24 protein-coding genes are annotated in these 20599 nt (G+C 62.3%); 13 read left to right on the forward strand and 11 right to left on the reverse strand.

Features of this window, described 5'->3' with window-relative positions:
- On the forward strand, positions 1-1446 hold the full coding sequence (locus P0Y58_12485) for an ATPase domain-containing protein (protein WEK32961.1): 1446 nt from the start codon (positions 1-3) through the stop codon (positions 1444-1446).
- Positions 1447-1456: 10 nt separating this feature from the next.
- A complete protein-coding gene (locus P0Y58_12490) occupies positions 1457-1810 on the forward strand; it encodes a response regulator (GenBank protein ID WEK32962.1) in 354 nt (117 codons plus the stop codon).
- Positions 1811-1852: 42 nt separating this feature from the next.
- On the opposite strand, the gene csrA is transcribed toward P0Y58_12490, so the two are convergent.
- From csrA to P0Y58_12530, 8 genes are all read right to left on the reverse strand, one after another.
- A complete protein-coding gene (gene csrA / locus P0Y58_12495; GenBank protein WEK32963.1) occupies positions 1853-2053 on the reverse strand; it encodes a carbon storage regulator CsrA in 201 nt (66 codons plus the stop codon).
- A gap of 253 nt (positions 2054-2306) precedes the next feature.
- Positions 2307-3329, reverse strand: coding sequence for a DNA topoisomerase IB (locus tag P0Y58_12500; GenBank protein WEK32964.1), 1023 nt, complete (start codon positions 3327-3329; stop codon positions 2307-2309).
- Positions 3330-3386: 57 nt separating this feature from the next.
- A complete protein-coding gene (gene modC / locus P0Y58_12505) occupies positions 3387-4478 on the reverse strand; it encodes a molybdenum ABC transporter ATP-binding protein (protein ID WEK32965.1) in 1092 nt (363 codons plus the stop codon).
- A gap of 1 nt (position 4479) precedes the next feature.
- Positions 4480-5160 carry a molybdate ABC transporter permease subunit gene (modB, locus tag P0Y58_12510; protein WEK32966.1) on the reverse strand — a complete coding sequence of 227 codons (681 nt, stop codon included), beginning with the start codon at positions 5158-5160 and terminating at the stop codon, positions 4480-4482.
- Positions 5160-5918: a molybdate ABC transporter substrate-binding protein gene (gene modA, locus P0Y58_12515; GenBank protein ID WEK32967.1), complete on the reverse strand. Its 759-nt coding sequence runs from the start codon at positions 5916-5918 to the stop codon at positions 5160-5162. The genes modB and modA overlap by 1 nt, the downstream gene beginning before the upstream one ends.
- Positions 5919-6009: 91 nt before the next feature.
- Complete coding sequence (locus P0Y58_12520) at positions 6010-7086, reverse strand: nitronate monooxygenase family protein (GenBank protein ID WEK32968.1); 1077 nt, start codon at positions 7084-7086, stop codon at positions 6010-6012.
- Positions 7087-7124: 38 nt separating this feature from the next.
- Positions 7125-7295: a hypothetical protein gene (locus P0Y58_12525; protein ID WEK32969.1), complete on the reverse strand. Its 171-nt coding sequence runs from the start codon at positions 7293-7295 to the stop codon at positions 7125-7127.
- A 7-nt stretch (positions 7296-7302) separates the two neighbouring features.
- Entirely contained in the window at positions 7303-7605 is a 303-nt protein-coding gene (locus P0Y58_12530; protein WEK32970.1) for a DUF1883 domain-containing protein, read from the reverse strand.
- Positions 7606-7765: 160 nt separating this feature from the next.
- Here P0Y58_12530 and P0Y58_12535 point away from each other — a divergent pair, with 160 nt between their 5' ends.
- The 8 genes from P0Y58_12535 to P0Y58_12570 all read left to right on the forward strand — a co-directional run bounded on the left by P0Y58_12535 (position 7766) and on the right by P0Y58_12570 (position 15147).
- A complete protein-coding gene (locus tag P0Y58_12535; protein ID WEK32971.1) occupies positions 7766-8125 on the forward strand; it encodes a hypothetical protein in 360 nt (119 codons plus the stop codon).
- A 77-nt stretch (positions 8126-8202) separates the two neighbouring features.
- A complete protein-coding gene (locus P0Y58_12540) occupies positions 8203-8853 on the forward strand; it encodes a c-type cytochrome (GenBank protein WEK32972.1) in 651 nt (216 codons plus the stop codon).
- Positions 8850-9764 carry a c-type cytochrome gene (locus P0Y58_12545; GenBank protein ID WEK32973.1) on the forward strand — a complete coding sequence of 305 codons (915 nt, stop codon included), beginning with the start codon at positions 8850-8852 and terminating at the stop codon, positions 9762-9764. Before P0Y58_12540 ends, P0Y58_12545 begins: the two co-directional genes overlap by 4 nt.
- A 210-nt stretch (positions 9765-9974) precedes the next feature.
- Positions 9975-10814: a UTP--glucose-1-phosphate uridylyltransferase GalU gene (gene galU, locus P0Y58_12550; protein ID WEK32974.1), complete on the forward strand. Its 840-nt coding sequence runs from the start codon at positions 9975-9977 to the stop codon at positions 10812-10814.
- Positions 10815-10914: 100 nt separating this feature from the next.
- On the forward strand, positions 10915-12270 hold the full coding sequence (gene gorA, locus P0Y58_12555; protein WEK32975.1) for a glutathione-disulfide reductase: 1356 nt from the start codon (positions 10915-10917) through the stop codon (positions 12268-12270).
- A 268-nt stretch (positions 12271-12538) separates the two neighbouring features.
- Positions 12539-13102, forward strand: coding sequence for an alkyl hydroperoxide reductase subunit C (gene ahpC, locus P0Y58_12560; protein ID WEK32976.1), 564 nt, complete (start codon positions 12539-12541; stop codon positions 13100-13102).
- Between the two features lie 124 nt (positions 13103-13226).
- Positions 13227-14789: an alkyl hydroperoxide reductase subunit F gene (gene ahpF, locus P0Y58_12565; protein WEK32977.1), complete on the forward strand. Its 1563-nt coding sequence runs from the start codon at positions 13227-13229 to the stop codon at positions 14787-14789.
- A 169-nt stretch (positions 14790-14958) separates the two neighbouring features.
- On the forward strand, positions 14959-15147 hold the full coding sequence (locus P0Y58_12570) for a hypothetical protein (GenBank protein WEK32978.1): 189 nt from the start codon (positions 14959-14961) through the stop codon (positions 15145-15147).
- 4 nt (positions 15148-15151) lie between these two features.
- Here P0Y58_12570 and P0Y58_12575 read toward each other — a convergent pair whose 3' ends face one another.
- The 3 genes from P0Y58_12575 to nhaR form a co-directional block, all read right to left on the reverse strand.
- Positions 15152-15799 (reverse strand): DUF480 domain-containing protein, encoded by a 648-nt coding sequence (locus tag P0Y58_12575; GenBank protein ID WEK32979.1) that lies wholly within the window; start codon positions 15797-15799, stop codon positions 15152-15154.
- Positions 15800-15977: 178 nt separating this feature from the next.
- A complete protein-coding gene (sstT, locus tag P0Y58_12580) occupies positions 15978-17189 on the reverse strand; it encodes a serine/threonine transporter SstT (GenBank protein ID WEK32980.1) in 1212 nt (403 codons plus the stop codon).
- A gap of 166 nt (positions 17190-17355) precedes the next feature.
- Complete coding sequence (gene nhaR, locus P0Y58_12585; GenBank protein ID WEK32981.1) at positions 17356-18249, reverse strand: transcriptional activator NhaR; 894 nt, start codon at positions 18247-18249, stop codon at positions 17356-17358.
- Between the two features lie 131 nt (positions 18250-18380).
- On the opposite strand from nhaR, the gene P0Y58_12590 reads away from it, so the two are divergent.
- The 3 genes from P0Y58_12590 to P0Y58_12600 all read left to right on the forward strand — a co-directional run bounded on the left by P0Y58_12590 (position 18381) and on the right by P0Y58_12600 (position 20534).
- Positions 18381-18620, forward strand: coding sequence for a hypothetical protein (locus P0Y58_12590; protein WEK32982.1), 240 nt, complete (start codon positions 18381-18383; stop codon positions 18618-18620).
- A gap of 29 nt (positions 18621-18649) precedes the next feature.
- Positions 18650-19402, forward strand: coding sequence for a TerC family protein (locus P0Y58_12595; GenBank protein WEK32983.1), 753 nt, complete (start codon positions 18650-18652; stop codon positions 19400-19402).
- 454 nt (positions 19403-19856) lie between these two features.
- Entirely contained in the window at positions 19857-20534 is a 678-nt protein-coding gene (locus P0Y58_12600) for a peptidase C39 family protein (GenBank protein WEK32984.1), read from the forward strand.
- Positions 20535-20599 lie beyond the last annotated feature (65 nt).

Consider the following 20599-nt stretch of genomic DNA (forward strand, 5'->3'; position numbering starts at 1 on the left):
ATGGCGCAGGCACTCAGGCGGTTGGTGACAGGTATCGAAGGGCTCGATGCACTGCTCAAGGGTGGGTTGGTAGCTGGAGCCTCGTACATCATTCAAGGCCCGCCGGGTGCCGGCAAGACTATTTTGGCCAATCAACTGGCCTGCGGACACGTGCGCTCGGGTGGTCGGGTACTGGTGGCCACGTTGCTGAGCGAGTCGCATGAGCGGCTGTTCCAGTACCTGGGCACCCTGGACTTTTTTGACCCGACGCTGGTCGGCGATCAGATCCAGTTTGTCAGCGCCTTCGACACCCTTGAGCAGGAAGGGCTGGATGCCGTGGTGCGGCTGCTGCGCCAGGAAATCGCCCGGCAGCAGGCCAGCCTGCTGATCGTCGACGGTGTGCTCAATGCCCGGGTGCGTGCCGAAACCGCGCTGGACACCAAAAAGTTTGTCTCCGAACTACAGGGCCATGCGGCCTTCGCCGGCTGCACCGTGCTGCTGCTCACCAGCGCGCGGCTGGACGAGGGCAGCCCGGAGCACACCATGGTCGATGGGGTGATCGAGTTGGGTGAGCAACTGGTGGGCAGCCGCGCCGTGCGCCATATCCAGTTGCGCAAGACCCGCGGCAGTGCAGCGTTGTCGGGCCGACACGAATGCGTTATCGATGAAGGCGGTATGCATGTCTACCCGCGCCTGGAGGCGTTGTTCAGTTATCCCAGCCAGATGGGCAGTGCTACCCCTGCGCGGATCAGCAGCGGTGTGCCGACCCTGGACGAGATGCTCGATGGCGGCCTGTCGATGGGCTCGGTCAGCCTGTTGATCGGGCCATCGGGTATTGGCAAAACGTCATTGGGGCTGGCCTTCCTTGGCGCCAGTACCGTGCAGGCGCCGGGGCTGCATTTCGGCTTCTACGAAACGCCCGAACGCCTGCGCAGCAAGGCTGCCTCGCTGGGTTACGACTTTGCAGCGATGGAACAGGACGGTAGCCTGCAGCTGTGCTGGCAACCGACTACCGAGGGCCTGCTGGACCAGATCGGCGCGCGCATGCTCGAACGTGTCGAGGCGCAGGGCAGCAAGCGCGTGCTGATTGACAGCCTCGGGGCGTTCAGCCGCCTGGCTGTCGACCCGGCGCGGCTCAATGCGTTTTTCCGCGCCATCGCTGGCGAACTGCGTGCGCGTGATGTGAGCGTGATGCTGACCTGGGAAATGCGCGACATCTTCGGCGCGGAAATCAGCGCCCCGGCCCCGGACCTGTCGAGCATTGTCGACAACCTGATGCTGATGCGCTTCGTCGAGCTGGATTCACAGCTGCGGCGCATGCTGTCGATTCTCAAGGTGCGTGACAGTCACCATGATCCTGCCTTGCACGAGCTGCTGATCGGGCCGCAGGGCATTACCTTGCGCAAGGCGTTCGAAGGCGCCTGTGGTGTGCTCTCGGGGACGCCGGTGCCGCAAGGAAGCGGGTGACGGAGTGCCGATGAACACCATCCTGATCGTCGATGACGAATACCTGATTGCCGATATCCTCGGTTTTGCGCTGGAGGACGAAGGCTATCTGGTGGAAAAGGCGAGCAACGGCTGCAAGGCACTGGAGGCATTGAAAGAGAAGCGCGTTCAGTTGGTCATCACCGACTACATGATGCCGCTGCTCAACGGTGAGGAGCTGGCACGTGCGATTCGCGAAGACCCGACGCTGTGCGAGTTGCCGGTCATTTTGATGAGCGGCGCGCAGGCCAGCCAAGGCTGCCCGGCGCTATTCGCCGCCATATTCGACAAGCCATTCGACATGGACGAGATGATCGCCAAGGTGCATCAGTTGCTGAGCACCTGAAGTTGGCGGTTGAGCGCATCCATGCACCCTGGGAGGGTAGGTTCAGTGCGAGTCGTCGTGCTGCTTTTCCGGGGCCGGGCTGCCGGCCTGGATACGTTTGAAGATCTCTTCGCGATGAACCTGAACATCTTTCGGTGCATCGATACCGATCCTCACCTGCATCCCTTTGACGCCCAGAATGGTGACTTTGATGTCATCGTTGATGACGATGCTTTCGCCAACCTTACGGGTGAGTATCAGCATGTAGTTCTCCTTGGTGATGTAAATGACCGCTGGGCCAGTTGCCGCGGCGGCGGGAGCGTGTCCCTCTTCCTTCTCATTAAAGACGCTTTCGGCGGATAGTAATTCCCCGACAAACAAATTCTGTTACGTGTCTTCAGTTACAGGAGCCGTTGCAAACCGTCAGCGGTTTGTCGGCAAAGGTGCTCGATGGCAAGAATAGGGGGGTTGGCGGCGAATGGGAAATTTCTTCGTATCATGGCCTGAATAGACAGGCTTAATGGGCATCCTGTTCCTCAAGTGCCTGAAGAAATAGCAGAAGTGCCACTTCCTCGGGGTCCAGGCCCTTGCGCACACGGCGCTTTGGCAGTTCGCCAAGGCGCCCCAGAGCATAATGTTCAAGCACCGCCGGGTGGATGTAGCAGCGCCTGCACACCGCCGGTGTGTTGCCCAGGCGCGCAGCCACCTGACGAACGATGGCGGCGAGCTGGCGTTTGGCCTCGGTTTCGGGCTCCCAGGCCAAGGGCCTGAGCAGGTCCAGTGCCAGGCTGCTGCCGGCCCAGGTACGGTAGTCCTTGGCCGTGAAATCGGCACCGGTCAGTTGCTGCAGGAACTGGTTGACCTCGCTGGAGCCGATGCTGTGCCGCTGGCCGTCTGCATCCAGATACTGGAACAGTGCCTGGCCAGGCAGCTCCATGCAGCGCTTGAGCAGGTTGGCCAGGCGCCGGTCGTTGAGGGTGACGTTGTGCTCCACGCCGCGCTTGCCGCGGAACTGGAAGCGAATGGTGCTGCCTTTCACCTCGACATGGCGGTTGCGCAGGGTGGTCAGGCCATACGACTGGTTATCCCGCAGGTAGCGCTGGTTGCCAATGCGAATCAAGGTGTGGTCCAGCAGGCTCACTACCAGTGCCATCACCTTTTCCCGGTCCAGGCCTGGCCGGCTCAGGTGGGCCTCCAGTTGCATGCGCAGCTTGGGCAGGGCTTGGGCGAAGGCGAGCATGCGCCCGTACTTGTGCTCGTCGCGCGATTCACGCCATTGCGCGTGGTAGCGATACTGTTTGCGGCCACGGGCATCACGGCCGGTAGCCTGCAGGTGGCCCTGCGGGTCGGCGCAGATCCACACATCGGTGTAGGCCGGCGGGATCACCAGTGAAGCGATGCGCGCAAGGGTGTCACTGTCACGCACCCGCTGGCCATCGGCATCCAGGTAGATGAAACGGTCGCGCCAGCGTCGCCGGGTCAGGCCCGGCTGATTGTCGTCAACGTAGTGCAGGGAGCGCGGCAGGGGGCAGTCGAGCATGGTTGGCTGGCCTCGATCAGGTTACTGATCAATGGACAACGCCCACGCGAAGGATGCTCAGCCCAGTAAGGCCACCGACTTGATCTGGGCGAACAGTAGCTGGCCCGCGTGCAGGCCGAGCTGGTCGGCCGAGAAACGGGTGATGCGCGCCAGCAGGGCATTGCCGCCGGCATCCAGGCTGACCAGCACATGCGCCGGGTTGTCGGCCGGGCGGCTTTCGCGCACGCGCACCGGCACGCGGTTGAGGATGCTCGACGTGCTGTCGGCCGTCAGCGCCAGGCTGACATCCCGGGCCTGCACCTTGACCCGCAGGGTGCTGCCCATCACATGCGCCGGGTGAGCGATGCGCAGCAGCGGGCCGCTGCTGCCGGACAGGCGCAGGTCGAGCAGGTCGTACTGCGGGTCATGCCCCACTACCATGCCCTCGAACACCACGCCGGCATCCTCGCCCTGGGCCAGTGAGAGGTCGAGGCGCGCCAGGGTGTCGCCGATCGGGCCACTGGCCACCGCCTGGCCTTGCTCCAGTAGCACCAGATGGTCTGCCAGCCGAGCCACTTCATCCTGGGCGTGGCTGACATACACCAGCGGGATGTCCAGCTCGTCGTGCAAGCGCTCCAGGTAAGGCAGGATTTCACGTTTGCGCGGCCCATCGAGGGCCGCCAGCGGCTCGTCCATCAGCAGCAGGCGTGGGCTGCTGAGCAGGGCACGGGCAATACCCACCCGCTGCGCCTCGCCACCCGACAAGGTCGCGGGGCGGCGTTCCAGCAAGTGGCCGATGCCCAGCAGCTCGCAGGCCTGGTCGAGACTGACCTTGCGTTCAGCGGCCGCCACCCGGCGCCAGCCGAACTCCAGGTTGCCGCGCACCGACAAGTGCGGGAACAGGCTGGCTTCCTGGAACACGTAGCCCACCGGGCGCAGATGCGGGGCCTGGAAGTAGCCGCGTGCGCTGTCTTCCCAGACTTCGCCATTAACCTCTATGTAGGCGCTGGCGGCCCGTTCCAGGCCAGCCAGGCAGCGAAGGCAGCTGGTCTTGCCCGAGCCCGAGTGGCCGAACAGTGCGCTGATACCGCGCCCGGGCAGGTGCAGGTCAACGTCCAGGGTAAAGTCGTCGCGCGCCAATTTAAGGCGCGCCACTATCGATGCGGTCATTTCAGCTCCAGCCAGCTTTGCCGCGGCGCCCGGCATACAGCAGGAGCAGCACCAGGAAAGAGAACACCAGCATGGCACCGGCCAGCCAGTGGGCTTGCGAATATTCCATGGCCTCGACGTGATCGAAAATCTGCACGGAGACCACGCGGGTCTTGTCGGGGATGTTGCCACCGATCATCAGCACCACGCCAAATTCACCTACGGTATGGGCAAAGCCGAGGATGCTGGCAGTGACGAAACCGGGGCGGGCCAGTGGCAGCACCACGTGGACGAAGGTGTCCCAGGGGCTGGCGCGCAGCGTAGCCGCCACTTCCAGCGGGCGCTGGCCAATCGCGCCGAAGGCGTTTTGCAGCGGTTGGACCACAAACGGCATGGAGTAGATCACCGAGCCGATCACCAGCCCGGTGAAGCTGAACACCACGCTGCCCAGGCCCAGCGCCTGGGTCGCCTGGCCGAGCCAGCCGTGCGGCCCGAGGGCGATCAGCAGGTAAAAGCCGATCACCGTCGGTGGCAGTACCAGTGGCAGTGCCACCACCGCACCCACCGGCCCGCGCAGCCATGAGCGCGTACGCGCAAGCCACCAGGCGATGGGGGTGCCGATAACCAGCAGGATCAGGGTGGTCAGGCTGGCCAGTTTGACGGTCAGCCAGATTGCACCCAGGTCACTGGCGTCCAGTGGCATCAGAGTTCATAGCCGTAGGACTTGATCACTGCAGCGGCTTTCGGGCCTTTCAGGTATTCGACCAGCGCCTTGGCGGCCGCATTGTCCTTGCCTTTGTTGAGGATCACGGCGTCCTGGCGGATCGGGTCGTGCAGGCTCGATGGTACGATCCAGGCCGAGCCATTGGTTACTTTACCGTCCTTGTAGATCTGCGACAGGGCAACGAAGCCCAGCTCGGCATTGCCGGTGGAGACGAACTGGAAGGCCTGGGTGATGTTCTGGCCTTCGACAATCTTGCCTTTGGTGGCGTCGGTGAGCTTCAGCTTGTCCAGCACCTGGGTCGCGGCCAGGCCATAGGGTGCCGCTTTCGGGTTGGCGATGGACAAGTGCTTGTATTCGTTCTTCTTCAGTACGTCCCCCTTGGCATCCACGTAGCCTTCTTTCGCCGACCACAGGGCCAGGGTGCCGATGGCGTAGGTGAAGCGCGATCCAGGGACGATTTCCTTTTCTTCTTCCAGCTTCTTCGGGGTGCTGTCGTCTGCGGCGAGGAACACTTCAAACGGTGCGCCGTTCTTGATCTGTGCGTAGAACTGCCCAGTGGCGCCGTAGGCCGCGACCAGTTTGTGGCCGGTGTCTTTTTCGAAGTCTTTGGCGATGGCCTGGATAGGGGCTGTGAAGTTGGCTGCGACCGCGACCTGGACTTCGTCGGCCCAGGCAGTGTTGAAGGCGAACAGGGTGGCCAGAGCGGTGACGGCCAGGTGGGATGGGCGGATACGCATGAAGACAGCTCCTTGGGGTTATCGTTATATCCTGAACTATATAGCGATAGGCCATTTGCCGGGAAGAGGGCGGCCTCGTATATGAAGATGTCTAACGCTTAACCAGGGTCAGCGCCTTGGCGGCAATCTCCCGGGTCAAATCCCCTGCCGGCATGTGTCGCCCCAGCCGCAGAGCCTGCCCCGACCACAGGTTACTGAAGTCACTATTGCCTTGCGGCTCAGTGATCGCCCGCAAAGGCATCAATGCCCCACCCGCCAGCGGGAAGCGCGGTGCAAGGTCGCTCATCGGCCCAAGCTCGCGCATGATGCGGTTGTTGATGCCACGCGCTGGGCGGCCGGTAAACAGGTTGGTCAACGCCGTGTCGCTGGCGGGCGCGCTGTCCAGCGCCTGGCGGTGGGCCGGCGACACCTTGGCCTCGGGGCAGAACAGGTAAGCCGTGCCGATCTGCACTGCCGAAGCGCCCAGCGCCAGCGCTGCCACCAGGCCGCGGTGGTCGCCGATACCGCCTGCGGCAATCACCGGCACGCTGACGGCGTCTGCCACCTGCGGCACCAGGGCAAACGTGCCGATCTGGCTGGTGATGTCTGCGCTGAGGAACATGCCCCGATGCCCGCCAGCTTCATAACCCATGGCGATGATCGCATCGCAGCCATTGCGCTCCAGCCAGACCGCCTCTTCGACGGTGGTGGCGCTGGACAGCACCTTGGCACCGCTGGCCTTCACCCGTTGCAGCAGGTCAGCCGGGGGCAGGCCGAAGTGGAAGCTCACCACCTCCGGGCGCAGTTGCTCCACCAACTGGCAGATCTGTTCGTCGAACGGCGCACGGTTGGACACTGGCGTGGGGGCGGTGAAATCGGCACCCGTTTCGCTGTAATAAGGCGCCAAGGCCTGCTTCCAGTGTGCATCGCGCTCGGCATCGGGCGCTGGCGGCTGGTGGCAGAAGAAGTTCAGGTTCAGCGGGCGGCCCGGGCAGCCAGCACGAAAGGCGGCGATCTCGGCGCGCACTTGCTCAGCAGTGAGCATGGCGCAGGGCAGGGCACCCAGCCCGCCTGCCAGGCCCACGGCAATGGCCATGGGCGAACCGCTTGCCCCCGCCATGGGTGCCTGCAGGATGGGCAATCCGATGCCCAGCAGGTCGAGGATGCGGCGGTCGGGCCAGTGACTCATGCGACTCTCCTTGCGCGGGGCGGGCGGTGCTGCGGGTTTTACAGGGCCTTGCTGACCTGGATGTCGCTGATTTTCTCCGCGTCGTCGCCGTGGATCTTGCGCAGCGCTTCCAGTGCTTGCTCTTGGGAGGCATCGGGCATCAGCGCGAAATCCCAGCGGCGCTCGCCGTCGAGTTTGTATTTGATGACGTACTTGATGGTCTGGGTCATGGCAGTCTTATCTGAGTTTCGACGACGAGCGACGGATGATCTTGATCTTGTGGCTCAAGGTTGGCTTGCGCGTTACCGAGATCGGGCGGGTGGTCACGGTGTCGATGGTGATGTTCCAGAAACCGGTGCTGGGTACCGTGATTTTGGCCGGGAAGTCAACGAACTGGCCGCCATGGTAGGTGTGACGGCCGCCGTTCTTGAAGCTGCGGAAGTTGGCGTCGTTCATCAGGCGGATATTGCAGCGCTGGGAGCATTCGATGACGACGATGTCGTCCTCGTTGAGGTGCTCGCGCTGGTGTACGTATTTCATGTGATGCTCCGCAAGGTTTGGATCTGTAATGGCAAACGATACCACGATGTGCCGTTACACTGGCGCGCTCGATGGCCAGGCCCCGATAAATCTGCCAGTGCAGGGAGCAAAACCGCCTGGCTGCGGTCGAACAGGATTCTTGAAGGCTGAGGTGCTCTAAATGAAGTGGATGGTAGCGGTGGTGGCTGTGGCACTGGGAGGGTGTGTCAGTGTTTCGGAGCTGGAGCAATCGCACGAAACGCTGGATGTGATCTCTGGCAAGACCCCGCGTGAATATGCCGACTGCATCAAGCAGCAGCTGGCTGATACCCGCGATCCACTGGTGGAAGAGGCGCGTGGCGACGGCCTGCGTTTGATCGTGCCGCAGAAGATCAGCTCGGGGGTGGGCCCGGCGGCTCTGGTGGACATCGACAAGCGTGGCAGCGGCAGCAGCATCAAGCTGCACGAGCGGCTGAACAATTTCCCCCTGCGCCTGGGCGATGTGCGCACGGCAGCCACGAAATGCATCTCCGGAAGTTGATCTGAGGCAACGGGTCTACTTCTCTTTGCTTATATGTTTTAAGCCTAAACATATAACAAAAGAAAAGGAGATTCGTGATGACACCGTTGAGACGCGTCGTGATCGGCAGCCTGCTGATCCTTGCCTGGCCCGTGGCGCATGCCGCCGATGGCCAGAAAGTTTTCACCCAGGGCGGGGCCAACCCCGCTGCCATGGCTTGCCTCGGGTGCCATGGCCCAGACGGCAAGGGCATAGCTGCCGCCGGTTTTCCGCGTTTAGCCGGGCTACCGGCCGGTTACCTCAGCAAGCAATTGCACGACTGGCGCAGCGGTAGCCGCAAGCAGCCGGTGATGGAACCGTTGGCCAAGGCCCTGACCGAGGATGAAATCAAGGCGGTAAGTGCCTACCTGGCCAGCCTGCCGGCAGACCCCGCCAGCAACCTGTGGCGCCAGCAGATTGCCGATGACCCCACCACCCGCATGGCCCTGTACGGCGACTGGAGTCGGCAGATACCCGGCTGTGTGCAGTGCCATGGCCCAGGCGGCGGCGGGGTTGGCGAACACTTTCCGCCTTTGGCCGGCCAGCCTGCCAGTTACCTGGTGGCGCAACTCAATGCCTGGCGCGACGGCAGCCGCAGCAATGATCCAAACCAGCTGATGGTCGGCGTGGCCAAGGCCATGACCGATGACGAGATCAAGGCTGTTGCCGAGTTCTTCTCCCGCTCCGCCAGCCAGGAGGTCACGCCATGAAACCGTTGATTCCAGCCATGTTGCTGCTGGCCATCAGTAATGCCCAGGCCGCCCCGGTCGCCATGGAAGACCAGTCGCAGTTGAAAGTACCTGGCGTACAGGCCGCGCCGCAGTTTGTGCCGCCCGCTGAAACCGAACTTCCCGACAATGCTTTTGGCAAAATGGTGCGCGAGGGCCATGCCCTGTTCGTCGATACCCGCCGGCTGATGCCCGAAGCCGTGGGCAACGGCATGAACTGCAGTAATTGCCACCTCGACCAGGGGCGCCTGGCGCACTCGGCACCGATGTGGGGCGCCTATCCGATGTACCCTGCGTACCGCAAAAAGAACGACAAGGTGAATACCTACGCAGAGCGTATCCAGGGGTGCTTCCAGTTCAGCATGAATGGCAAGCCACCTGCCGCCGATAGCCCGCAGATGACGGCGCTGGCGACCTACGCGTACTGGCTGTCGACCAAGGCGCCCACTGGCGTGGAGATTGCCGGTCGTGGTTACCCGGAGGTGCCGCAGCCCGAGGGCGGCTATGACTTCAAGCGCGGCCAGCAGGTGTACCGCGAGCAATGCGCGATTTGCCATGGCGACAACGGCGAAGGGCAGAAGGTGGCCGATGACTACGTGATGCCGCCGCTGTGGGGCAAGGACTCCTACAACTGGGGCGCCGGTATGCACCGGATCAACACGGCGGCGTCATTCATCAAGTACAACATGCCGCTGGGCAAACCGGGCAGCCTCAGCGATCAGCAGGCCTGGGACGTGGCGGCGTGGATCAACCGCCATGAACGGCCGCAGGACCCGCGGTTGGTGGAGGGCTCCATCGAGAAGACGCGGGTGAAGTTCCATGCCAATGACGGCGTGAACCTGTATGGTCAGAAAGTGGATGGGGTGCTGATCGGGCAGGGTACCGGTAGCTGATGGCGGGCCCGTGCCGGCCCTTTCGCGGGTACGGGCCGCCTGTCATTTCGCTGTCATGTATGACGGTAATATTTACCTTCCGCCGGAACTATCTACACTGGGTTATCTCTATCTTCCAATCGGCCGGCACAGGTGGGGCATTGTAAGGTGACTGCCGCCTGATTAGACTGCGCCGAATTCCACAGGCCTAGCCTTTTTGTAAGGATGTATATGATCAAAAAATGCTTGTTCCCGGCAGCCGGCTACGGCACTCGCTTCCTGCCTGCTACCAAAGCCATGCCCAAGGAAATGCTGCCGGTGGTCAACAAGCCACTGATCCAGTATGGCGTTGAAGAAGCATTGGATGCTGGGCTGAGCGAGATCTCCATCGTTACCGGTCGTGGCAAGCGCGCACTGGAAGACCACTTCGACATCAGTTACGAGCTGGAAAACCAGATTAAGGGCACCGACAAGGAAAAATACCTGGTCGGTATCCGTCGCCTGCTTGACGAGTGCTCGTTCTCCTACACCCGCCAGACCGAAATGAAAGGCTTGGGCCACGCCATCCTGACCGGCCGCCCGCTGATCGGTGACGAACCATTCGCCGTAGTACTGGCCGACGACCTGTGCGTCAACCTCGACGGCGACGGCGTGCTCGCGCAGATGGTCGCTTTGTACAAGAAGTACCGTTGCTCGATCGTCGCCATCCAGGAAGTCGACCCGCAGGAAACCAACAAGTACGGCGTCATCGCCGGTGAGGAAATCAAGGACGGCATCTTCCGTGTCGACTCCATGGTCGAGAAGCCGAAGCCGGAAGATGCTCCGTCGAACCTGGCGATCATCGGTCGCTACATCCTGACCCCGGACATCTTCGAAAAGATCGAACAGACCGAGCCGGGCAAAGGTGGCGAGATCCAGATCACCGACGCGCTGATGAAACAGGCTGCCGAAGGCAACGTGATCGCCTACAAGTTCAAGGGCAAGCGTTTCGACTGCGGTGGTGCCGAAGGCTACATCGAGGCGACCAACTTCTGCTTCGAGAACTTCTACAAGGCCGGCAAGGCGTACTGATACGCCAGCGCGGGTTCCATGGAGCCACCCTTCGGGGTGGCTTTTTTGTGTGCGCCAGCCAACGGCGTTATGCTGGGCGCCTGCCTAGGAGACTGAATACATGGCCTACGATTTTGATCTGTTCGTGATTGGTGCCGGGTCCGGCGGTGTGCGCGCAGCGCGCTTTGCCGCGGGCTTTGGTGCGAAAGTGGCAGTGGCCGAAAGCCGCTACCTGGGTGGTACCTGCGTCAACGTCGGCTGCGTGCCAAAAAAACTGCTGGTGTACGGCGCGCATGTCGCGGACGAACTGGAACAGGCCGCAGGTTTCGGCTGGACCCTGGAAGAAGGGCATTTCGACTGGGGCACCCTGATTGCCAACAAGAACCGCGAGATCGAGCGCCTCAACGGCATCTACCGCAACCTGCTGCTCAACAGCGGCGTCACCCTGCTGCAGGGCCACGCGCGCCTGACCGGTGCCAATGAGGTGGAGGTGGAAGGCCAGCGCTACACCGCCGAGCACATCCTCATCGCTACCGGTGGCTGGCCGCAGGTCCCGGACATCCCGGGCAAGGAACTGGCCATCACCTCCAACGAAGCCTTTTACCTCAAGGACCTGCCACGCCGGGTGCTGGTGGTGGGCGGTGGTTACATTGCCGTCGAGTTCGCCGGTATTTTCCAGGGGCTGGGGGCGCAAACCACGCTGCTGTACCGTGGCGATCTGTTCCTGCGCGGCTTCGATGGCTCGGTGCGCACCCACCTGAAGGAAGAACTGGAAAAGCGCGGCCTCGACCTGCAGTTCAATGCCGACATCCAGCGTATCGACAAGCTGGAAGATGGCAGCCTCAAAGCCACCCTGAAGGACGGCCGCGAGCTGGTTGCGGACTGTGTCTTCTACGCCACAGGGCGCCGGCCGATGCTGGACAACCTGGGCCTGGAAAACACCGGCGTCGAGCTGGACGCACGCGGCTACATTCGTGTCGATGAGCAGTACCAGACGACCGCGCCATCGATCCTGGCCATTGGCGATGTGATCGGCCGTGTGCAACTGACCCCAGTGGCCCTGGCCGAAGGCATGGCCGTGGCGCGGCGCCTGTTCAAGCCGGAGCAGTACCGCCCGGTGGACTACCAGAACATCCCGACAGCGGTGTTCAGCCAGCCACCTATCGGGACTGTGGGCCTGACCGAGGAGCAGGCGCTGGAAGCGGGGCACAAGGTGCAGGTGTTCGAAAGCCGCTTCCGCGCCATGAAGCTGACCCTCACCGACATTCAGGAAAAGACCCTGATGAAGCTGGTGGTGGATGCCGAGACCGACAAGGTACTGGGTTGCCACATGGTTGGCCCTGACGCTGGCGAGATCATCCAGGGCCTGGGCGTTGCCCTGAAGGCCGGGGCGACCAAGCAGCAGTTCGACGAAACCATTGGCGTGCACCCGACGGCAGCCGAAGAATTCGTGACGATGCGCACCGTCACCCGCTGACGCCACTGGCCTCATCGCCGGCAAGCCAGCTCCCACAGGTATTGCACATGTCTACGGGCCTGTGCTGTACCTGTGGGAGCCGGCTTGCCGGCGATGAGGCCCGTAAATGCTGCGCAATCCTTTGCTCAGCCCATTCCCTTCTATTAATAAACCCCGGTTATAGCCAAAACCAATCGCAAGCATGAGCTTTGCCAATGAGCCTTCCGCGCAATGATTAGTTAGGATTCTATCCATCAACTGATTCCAACCCCATGAAGGAGCGTCTCTCATGCCAATCATCAACAGCCAGGTCAAACCGTTCAACGCCACCGCCTACCACAAAGGCGAGTTCGTTCAGGTCAGCGAAGCCGACCTGAAAGGCAAGTGGTCTGTCGTGTTCTTCTACCCGGCCGACTTCACCTTCGTTTGCCCGACCGAGCTGGGTGACCTTGCCGATAACTACGCCGAGTTCCAGAAGCTGGGCGTGGAAATCTACGGCGTGTCCACCGACACCCACTTCACCCACAAAGCCTGGCACGACACCTCGGACACCATCGGCAAGATCGAATACCCGCTGATCGGTGACCCGACCCACGTCATTTCGCGCAACTTCGACGTGCTGATCGAAGAAGCCGGCCTGGCCGATCGCGGTACCTTCGTGATCAACCCGGAAGGCCAGATCAAGATCGTCGAACTGAACGACGGTGGTGTAGGCCGCGATGCTTCCGAGCTGCTGCGTAAGGTGAAAGCTGCCCAGTACGTTGCCGCTCACCCGGGCGAAGTTTGCCCAGCCAAGTGGAAAGAAGGCGAAGCCACTCTGGCGCCATCGCTCGACCTCGTAGGCAAGATCTAAGGTCATGCGCTTAACGCGGGCGGTAAGCAGCCGCCAAAGCTGAAGTTGTTACCGCCCCGTCAAACGCCCGGGCGACCTCGCCTGGGCGTTTTTGTATCCGAGTTTTGAAAAAGGAATCGCCCGTATGTTGGACGCCACGCTTAAATCGCAACTGAAAACCTACCTGGAGCGGGTCACCCAGCCGATCGAGATCGTTGCCTCCCTTGACGACGGCGCGAAGTCCCGCGAATTGCACGACCTGCTGGCGGAAATTGCCGGCTTGTCGAACCTGATTACCTTCAGCGCGGACGGTACCGATGCCCGTCGCCCATCGTTCTCGCTGAACCGCCCGGGTAGCGATATAAGCCTGCGCTTCGCCGGCATACCCATGGGCCACGAATTTACCTCGCTGGTGCTGGCGCTGCTGCAAGTCGGCGGCCACCCGTCCAAGGCCAGTGCCGAAGTGATCGAGCAGATTCAGGCGCTGGAAGGCGAGTTCACCTTCGAAACCTACTTCTCGCTGTCGTGCCAGAACTGCCCGGACGTGGTCCAGGCGCTGAACCTGATGGCGGTACTCAACCCCAATGTGCGCCATGTGGCCATTGACGGTGCGCTGTTCCAGGAAGAAGTGGAAGCGCGCAAGATCATGGCGGTGCCAAGCGTTTACCTGAACGGCGAAGTGTTCGGCCAGGGCCGCATGGGCCTGGAAGAAATCCTCGGCAAGATCGACACCAATGCCGGCGCTCGCCAGGCCGAGAAGATCAACGCCAAGGACGCTTTCGATGTGCTGGTCGTCGGCGGTGGCCCCGCCGGCGCTGCAGCGGCTATCTACGCTGCACGTAAAGGCATCCGCACCGGTGTTGCCGCTGAACGTTTCGGCGGCCAGGTGCTCGATACCCTGGCCATCGAAAACTTCATCTCAGTGCAGGAAACCGAAGGGCCGAAGCTGGCCACGGCACTGGAAGAACACGTCAAACAATACGACGTGGACATCATGAACCTGCAACGCGGCGAAGCGCTGATCCCGGCCACCGATGGCGGCCTGCATAAAGTACGCCTGGCCGGCGGCGCTTCGCTCAAGGCCAAGGCCGTGATCCTGGCCACGGGTGCCCGCTGGCGCGAAATGAACGTGCCGGGCGAGCAGGAATACCGCGGCCGTGGCGTCGCCTACTGCCCGCACTGTGACGGCCCGCTGTTCAAAGGCAAGCGCGTGGCAGTGATCGGCGGTGGCAACTCGGGCGTGGAGGCCGCCATCGACCTGGCCGGTATTGTCGCCCAGGTGACGCTGATCGAGTTCGACAGCCAGCTGCGCGCCGATGCGGTATTGCAGCGCAAGTTGCACAGCCTGCCGAACGTGAAAGTGATCACCAGCGCGCTGACCACCGAAGTGTTGGGCAATGGTGAGAAAGTGAGCGGCCTGCGCTACAAGGACCGTACCACCGACCAGCAGCACGACGTGGCGTTGGAAGGTATCTTTGTGCAGATCGGCTTGCTGCCGAACACCGATTGGCTGAAGGGCACTGTCGAGCTGTCGCCGCGTGGCGAGATCATCGTCGATGCCAAGGGCCAGACCAGCATCCCGGGTGTGTTTGCTGCCGGTGACGTGACGACCGTGCCGTACAAGCAGATCGTGATTGCGGTGGGTGAGGGGGCCAAGGCTTCGCTGGCAGCCTTTGACCACCTGATCCGGACTTCGGCACCGGCGTAAGCCTGTACCGGCCTATTCGCGGGCTTGCCCGCTCCCACAGGTACTGCACAGGTCTTGTTGACTGCGAAGATCCTGGTGGGAGCGGGCAAGCCCGCGAATGCGTCAGAACTGACAGAGATGAACCTGAGGGTGTCTATGATTACTGCAGATCCCCTCAGGAATCACACCCATGACCCTGATCAGCCGCGAACCCTGGTGGCTAGTTCCCCCAAAGCCCGGGCAGAAAGAGCAGGACCTGCACTGGGGCTACCTGGAAATCTACGCCGACGGCCGCACTGTGTTCGTCGACCAGCGCCCCAGTGACCGGGAGCTGGCCGAACGCAAAAGCTGCCGCAACTTCCCCGACCGCGAGCCGTGACGGCTCAGCCTTCCAGCTCGGCCAGGCGCGCCTCCAGCGCCGCAATGCGGGCTTCGAGGGCTTCGATGCGGTCTTCCGAGATGCTGCCGCCACTGCTGCGCGCGCCACCTTCTTGCTGGCGTGCAGCGAGGATTACCTCGATTTCAGCCGGGTCGCCCAAGGCGTGGGTGTAACGGTCCTCACGCTGGCCGGCCTGGCGTGGCAGGTGCAGGGCCAGGTTGCGCGAAATCAGGCGTTCGAGCTGATGCTGGATCTGGTCGGTGTCGTCGAAGTCGTGCAGGCGGTTGCTGCGGCTCAGCAGTTCGTTGAGGGTTTGCGGGCCCCGCAGGAACATCAGGCCCATCAATATCAGCTGCGCTGGCACCAGCTCCAGTGCCTTGTCTACCCGTTGCTCCCAGCGGTCGGCACGGCTGCCCATCTGCAGGCGGGTCATGTCCTGCCCCTCAAGGGCGCGCAAGGCCTGGCCAACCTGGCCTTGGGTAAGGTTCATCACCGGCTCGCGGCTGGTCTTCTGGTTGCAGGCCAGGACCAGGGCATTGAGGGTCAACGGGTAGCTTTCCGGGCTGGTGGCCTGCTTTTCGATCAGCGAACCGAGAATGCGGATCTCAACGCTGTTGAAGCGGCCTTCATCTGCGGTTTCGTGTTCTGACATGGCCCTGTCTCATTACTGGGGAAAGGCCACTAGCCTAGGTAATGCGCCTGGCTTAAGCAATCACTGGCATCATCGCCGGCAAGCCAGCTTCCACAGGTACTGCGCAAGCCGACAGGTCGGTGTGATCCTTGTGGGAGCTGGCTTGCCGGCGATGGGCCGCAAAGCGGCCCCTTGGCCCTCAAGCGTTACGCCGCTCTTCAGCCTGGCATGCTGCCGCAGTGAACAGTACATCGGTCGACGAATTCAGCGCTGTCTCGGCCGAATCCTGCAGCACACCGATGATGAAGCCCACCGCCACCACCTGCATGGCAATTTCACTGGGGATGCCAAACAGGCTGCACGCCAGCGGAATCAGCAGCAGCGAACCCCCGGCCACACCCGAGGCGCCGCAGGCGCACACTGCCGCCACCACGCTGAGCAGCACGGCCGTCGGCAGGTCCACCGGGATACCCAGGGTATGCACTGCGGCCAGCGTGAGCACGGTAATGGTGATGGCCGCCCCGGCCATGTTGATGGTTGCGCCCAGCGGGATCGACACCGAGTAGGTGTCTTCATGCAGGCCAAGGCGCTCCGACAGCGCCAGGTTGACCGGGATATTGGCCGCCGAACTACGGGTGAAGAACGCTGTGATGCCGCTTTCGCGAAGGCACAGCAGGGTCAGCGGGTAGGGGTTGCGGCGGGTTTTCCAGAACACGATCAGCGGGTTCATCACCAGCGCCACGAACAGCATGCAGCCGATCAGCACTGCCAGCAGGTGCAGGTAGCCGAGCAGGGCCTGCAAGCCCGACTGGGCCAGGGTGGAGCTGACCAGGCCAAAGATGCCCAGTGGGGCGAAACGGATGACCACACGCACGATCAATGTCACGCCATTGGACAGATCGTCGACCACAGTGCGGGTAGTCTCGCCCGCATGGCGCAGGGCTACGCCCAGGCCGATGGCCCAGGTCAGTACGCCGATGAAGTTGGCATTGAGCAGGGCATTGACCGGGTTGTCGACCGCACTCAGCAGCAGGTTCTGCATCACCTCGGTGATGCCGCCTGGCGCGCTCAACGTTGCCTCGTCAGTGCTCAGCACCAGTGTGGACGGGAACAGCATGCTGGCGCCCACGGCCACAACCGCTGCGGCGAAGGTGCCCAGCAGGTACAGCCACAGGATCGGGCGAATATGGGTTTCCTGGCCGTGCCGGTGGTTGGCGATAGAGGCCATGACCAGCACGAACACCAGCACGGGCGCGACTGCCTTGAGGGCACTGACGAACACCTTGCCGAGGAAGGCCAGGTCACGGGCGATGGCGGGGGCGAGCAGGGCGAGGGCAATGCCGGCGAGCAGGCCAATGACGATCTGCGTCACCAGGCTGGTGCGGTTGAGGAGGCGGAAGACAGGGGTCATGTGCTGCGGTATCTCGGAATCTGGAAAGGGCGAGACTTTACCATAAGGCACTTGTAAGGCTGTTCCGGCCTCTTCGCGGGTAAACCCGCTCCCACGGTACTGCATGGGTTTCAAAACCTGCGGAGTAGCTGTGGGAGCGGGTTCACCCGCGAAGAAGCCACCACAATCACCAATGAAACAACTCCCGCCGCGCGCCTTCGGTAATCGCCACGATCCCCGGGTGCTTGACCTTGCGCTCTACCGAAATGGCATAGAACGATTCGTGCACGGCCTCGGTCTGGCCGATCAGCGTCACGCCATACTGGCGGCACACTTCTTCGGCGATCACGCTGGGGGCGACGAAAATGCCGCTGCCCGACTGGCCGAACGCCTGCATCAGGGCGCTGTCATCGAACTCGCCGACGATGCGTGGCTGCACCTGTTGCTCACCCAGCCACCGCAGCAGGCGGCTGCGCACCACCGTTTCCTGGCCAGGCACCAGCAGTGGAGCATCCTGCAGGCAGGCGGGGAAGGGGCCGTCCAGGCGTTGTGCCAGCGCCGGCGTGGCGAAGAAGCTCAGGCCGCATTCACCCAGCTTCTGGCTATAGCCCTTGATGTCCAGGTTGCCGGGCATCGGGCTGTCGGAAATCACCAGGTCCAGGCGCTGGATGGCCAGGTCGGCCAGCAACCGCTCAAGCTTGTCTTCGCGGCAATTTATGCGCAGCACTTCGTCCAGCTCCATGGTCGGTGCCAGCAGGCGGTAGACGATGGATTTGGGCACCACGTCGGCCACCCCCACGCGGAACAGGATCTGCTCCTGCGGGCCGGCGCGGAGCATGGCTTCCAGTTCGCCGCCGATCTGGAACATCTGCTCTGCATACACCAGCGCCTGGCGGCCGGTCTCGGTCAGCTCCAACTGCCGGCCGGCGCGCTGGAACAGTTCCAGGGCGTAGGTTTGCTCGAACAGGCTAATCTGCCCGCTGATGGTCTGCGGTGTGAGGTTCAGTTGTTCGCTGGCGCGGGTGATGCTGCCAGTCTTGGCCACGGCCCAGAAGTAATGAAGCTGGCGATAGTTGAGCACCGTCGGTCGTCCCGATTCGTAAAAACCGAAGTATACGCCATGAAAATACGAATTTTCCTGAACTATCGGCGTCTCTAGAATGCACCGCATCAGGCGCCATGCGCCGACGGGATATTTCAAGCGAGGACACCATGCTGCAACTCAAATCCATCGGTACCCCATTGGTGCTGGCGTTGGCCCTGTTTACCCTGGCAGGCTGCGACCAGGCCGAGAAGTCCGCCCAGCAGATGCTCGATCAGGCCGCGCAGTCGGCCAAGCAGGCCATCGACGACACCAACAAGGCCGCCCAGCAGGCATTGAACGAAGCCATCGGCAGTGAAGGGCAAAAGCCTGAGGATGCCGACAAGAAAAAAGACACTCAGGAAATCTGACCCTAAACCGCCGCTGCAGGATTTGAACAATGGAATACTTGCTGGAACTCGCCGCTAGCCCTACCGCCTGGGTTGCCTTGGCTACATTGGTGGCCATGGAAGTTGTGCTGGGCATCGACAACCTGATCTTCATCTCCATCCTGACCAACAAACTGCCTGTGGAGTACCGCTCCAAGGCACGCCGTATCGGTATCAGCATGGCGTTGGTGATGCGCCTGGCCTTGCTCAGCACGGTGGCCTGGATCGTACAGCTGACCGACCCGGTGTTCGAAGTGTTCGGAAACGCCTTCTCCTGGAAGGATGTGATCCTGATCGCCGGTGGCCTGTTCCTGCTGTGGAAGGCGACCAAGGAAATCCACGAAAGCGTCGACCCGCACGGTGCCAAGGAAGAAGCCAAAGTCGGTTCTACCGTTACCCTGGGCTTTGCGGCGGCAATCTTCCAGATCCTGCTGCTGGACATCGTCTTCTCGGTCGACAGCATCATCACCGCAGTGGGCATGACCGAGCACTTGCCGATCATGATCATCGCCGTGATCGCCGCAGTAATCGTCATGATGGTGGCCGCCGACCCGCTGGCCAACTTCATCAATGACAACCCGACGGTGGTCATGCTGGCTTTGGGCTTCCTGATCATGATCGGCATGACGCTGATCGCCGAAGGCTTTGGCGCTCATGTGCCGAAAGGGTATGTGTATGCGGCCATGGCGTTCTCGACGGTGATCGAGATCCTCAACATCCTGACCCGTCGGGCACGGGTGAAGCGTGAGGCGGCTGAAGGCTGATGTAAGCTGTAAACAGACGGGGCGCATTGCGCCCCGTTCGCGGGTTCTGAAGCCTTAGTGCGCCCCGGCTGGCCGCCGTGCCCTGCGCACAGGGTGCGGCTTGGCAGCGGCCTGCGGTGGCAGGTGGTGGTGGGCATGACGCCGCACAATTCGCATTACACCCCACAGCATGGCGGCCGCAACGCTTAGCCACATGCCTACTAGCAAGAGAATTGCCATGGTCAGGCTCATCTGTGCCTCCATCTCTACGGCCTACGCTTGATTGGTCAGCGCTTGCCTTCCAGACACTGCTTTAGTCTAGCCTTTTGCCTGTGACGTTCCATCGAACAAAGGTCTATCTCTGAGTCCGATTCGCTCCAAGCCGCCGTCGGACTATACCCGCGCCGCTGTGAGACCTATGATCGGTGGCCAGAGCCGGGCGCTGCCTGCCTGGCGTTGAAGCAAGCGAGTGTCCATGCAGCAACATTCCTTCAAAACCGCCCCCCGTCGGCTGCTGGCTGCCTGCCTGGTTGCAGCAAGCCTTGCCGGTTGTGCCGGCACGCCGCCTGCCAACCTCAAGGGCCTGCCGCAGCGGGTCGAAATCAGTAGCGTGCCGTTCTACCGTGGCAACGCCAACCACAGCGGGGCCATGGCGCTGGCAGCGGTGCTTTCGCAACAGGGCGCGCCCATCACTCCGGGGCTGCTGGACAAACCGTTGAACCTGCCCGAGGGCGCCGAAGCGCTGGACACCGGCATTCCTCGCGTTGCGCGGGACTATGGCATGGTGGTGTACCCGCTGGACAAACAACTGGACGCGCTGCTGGCCCAGGTGGCGGCGGGCAACCCGGTGCTGCTGCGTTACGAGGACGGTTCGGCCTGGTGGGGTGAGCCGCGTTATGCGGTGCTGATCGGCTACGACCGCTACAAGCAGCGTGTGCTGCTGCGCGCGGGCATGCATCGACGGCAGGTCATGGCATTTGATGACTTTGCGTCGGCGTGGGCGAAGCAGGGGAGTTGGGCGGTACTGGTGCAGCCACCGCGGCAACTGCCGGCCCAGGTGGATCGCCAGCGCTGGTTGAAGGCAGCGGATGAGTTGGCGCGGGCGGGGCAGGAGATAGCAGCGAAGCAGGCTGTAAATAGCCTGAATAAATAATATTGCCTGTACTGGCCCTTTCGCGGGCACGCCCGCTCCCACAGAAAACCGTGCAACCTGCACAA

The sequence above is a fragment of the Candidatus Pseudomonas phytovorans genome, from assembly GCA_029202525.1.
In the GTDB taxonomy this organism is placed as follows: domain Bacteria; phylum Pseudomonadota; class Gammaproteobacteria; order Pseudomonadales; family Pseudomonadaceae; genus Aquipseudomonas; species Aquipseudomonas phytovorans.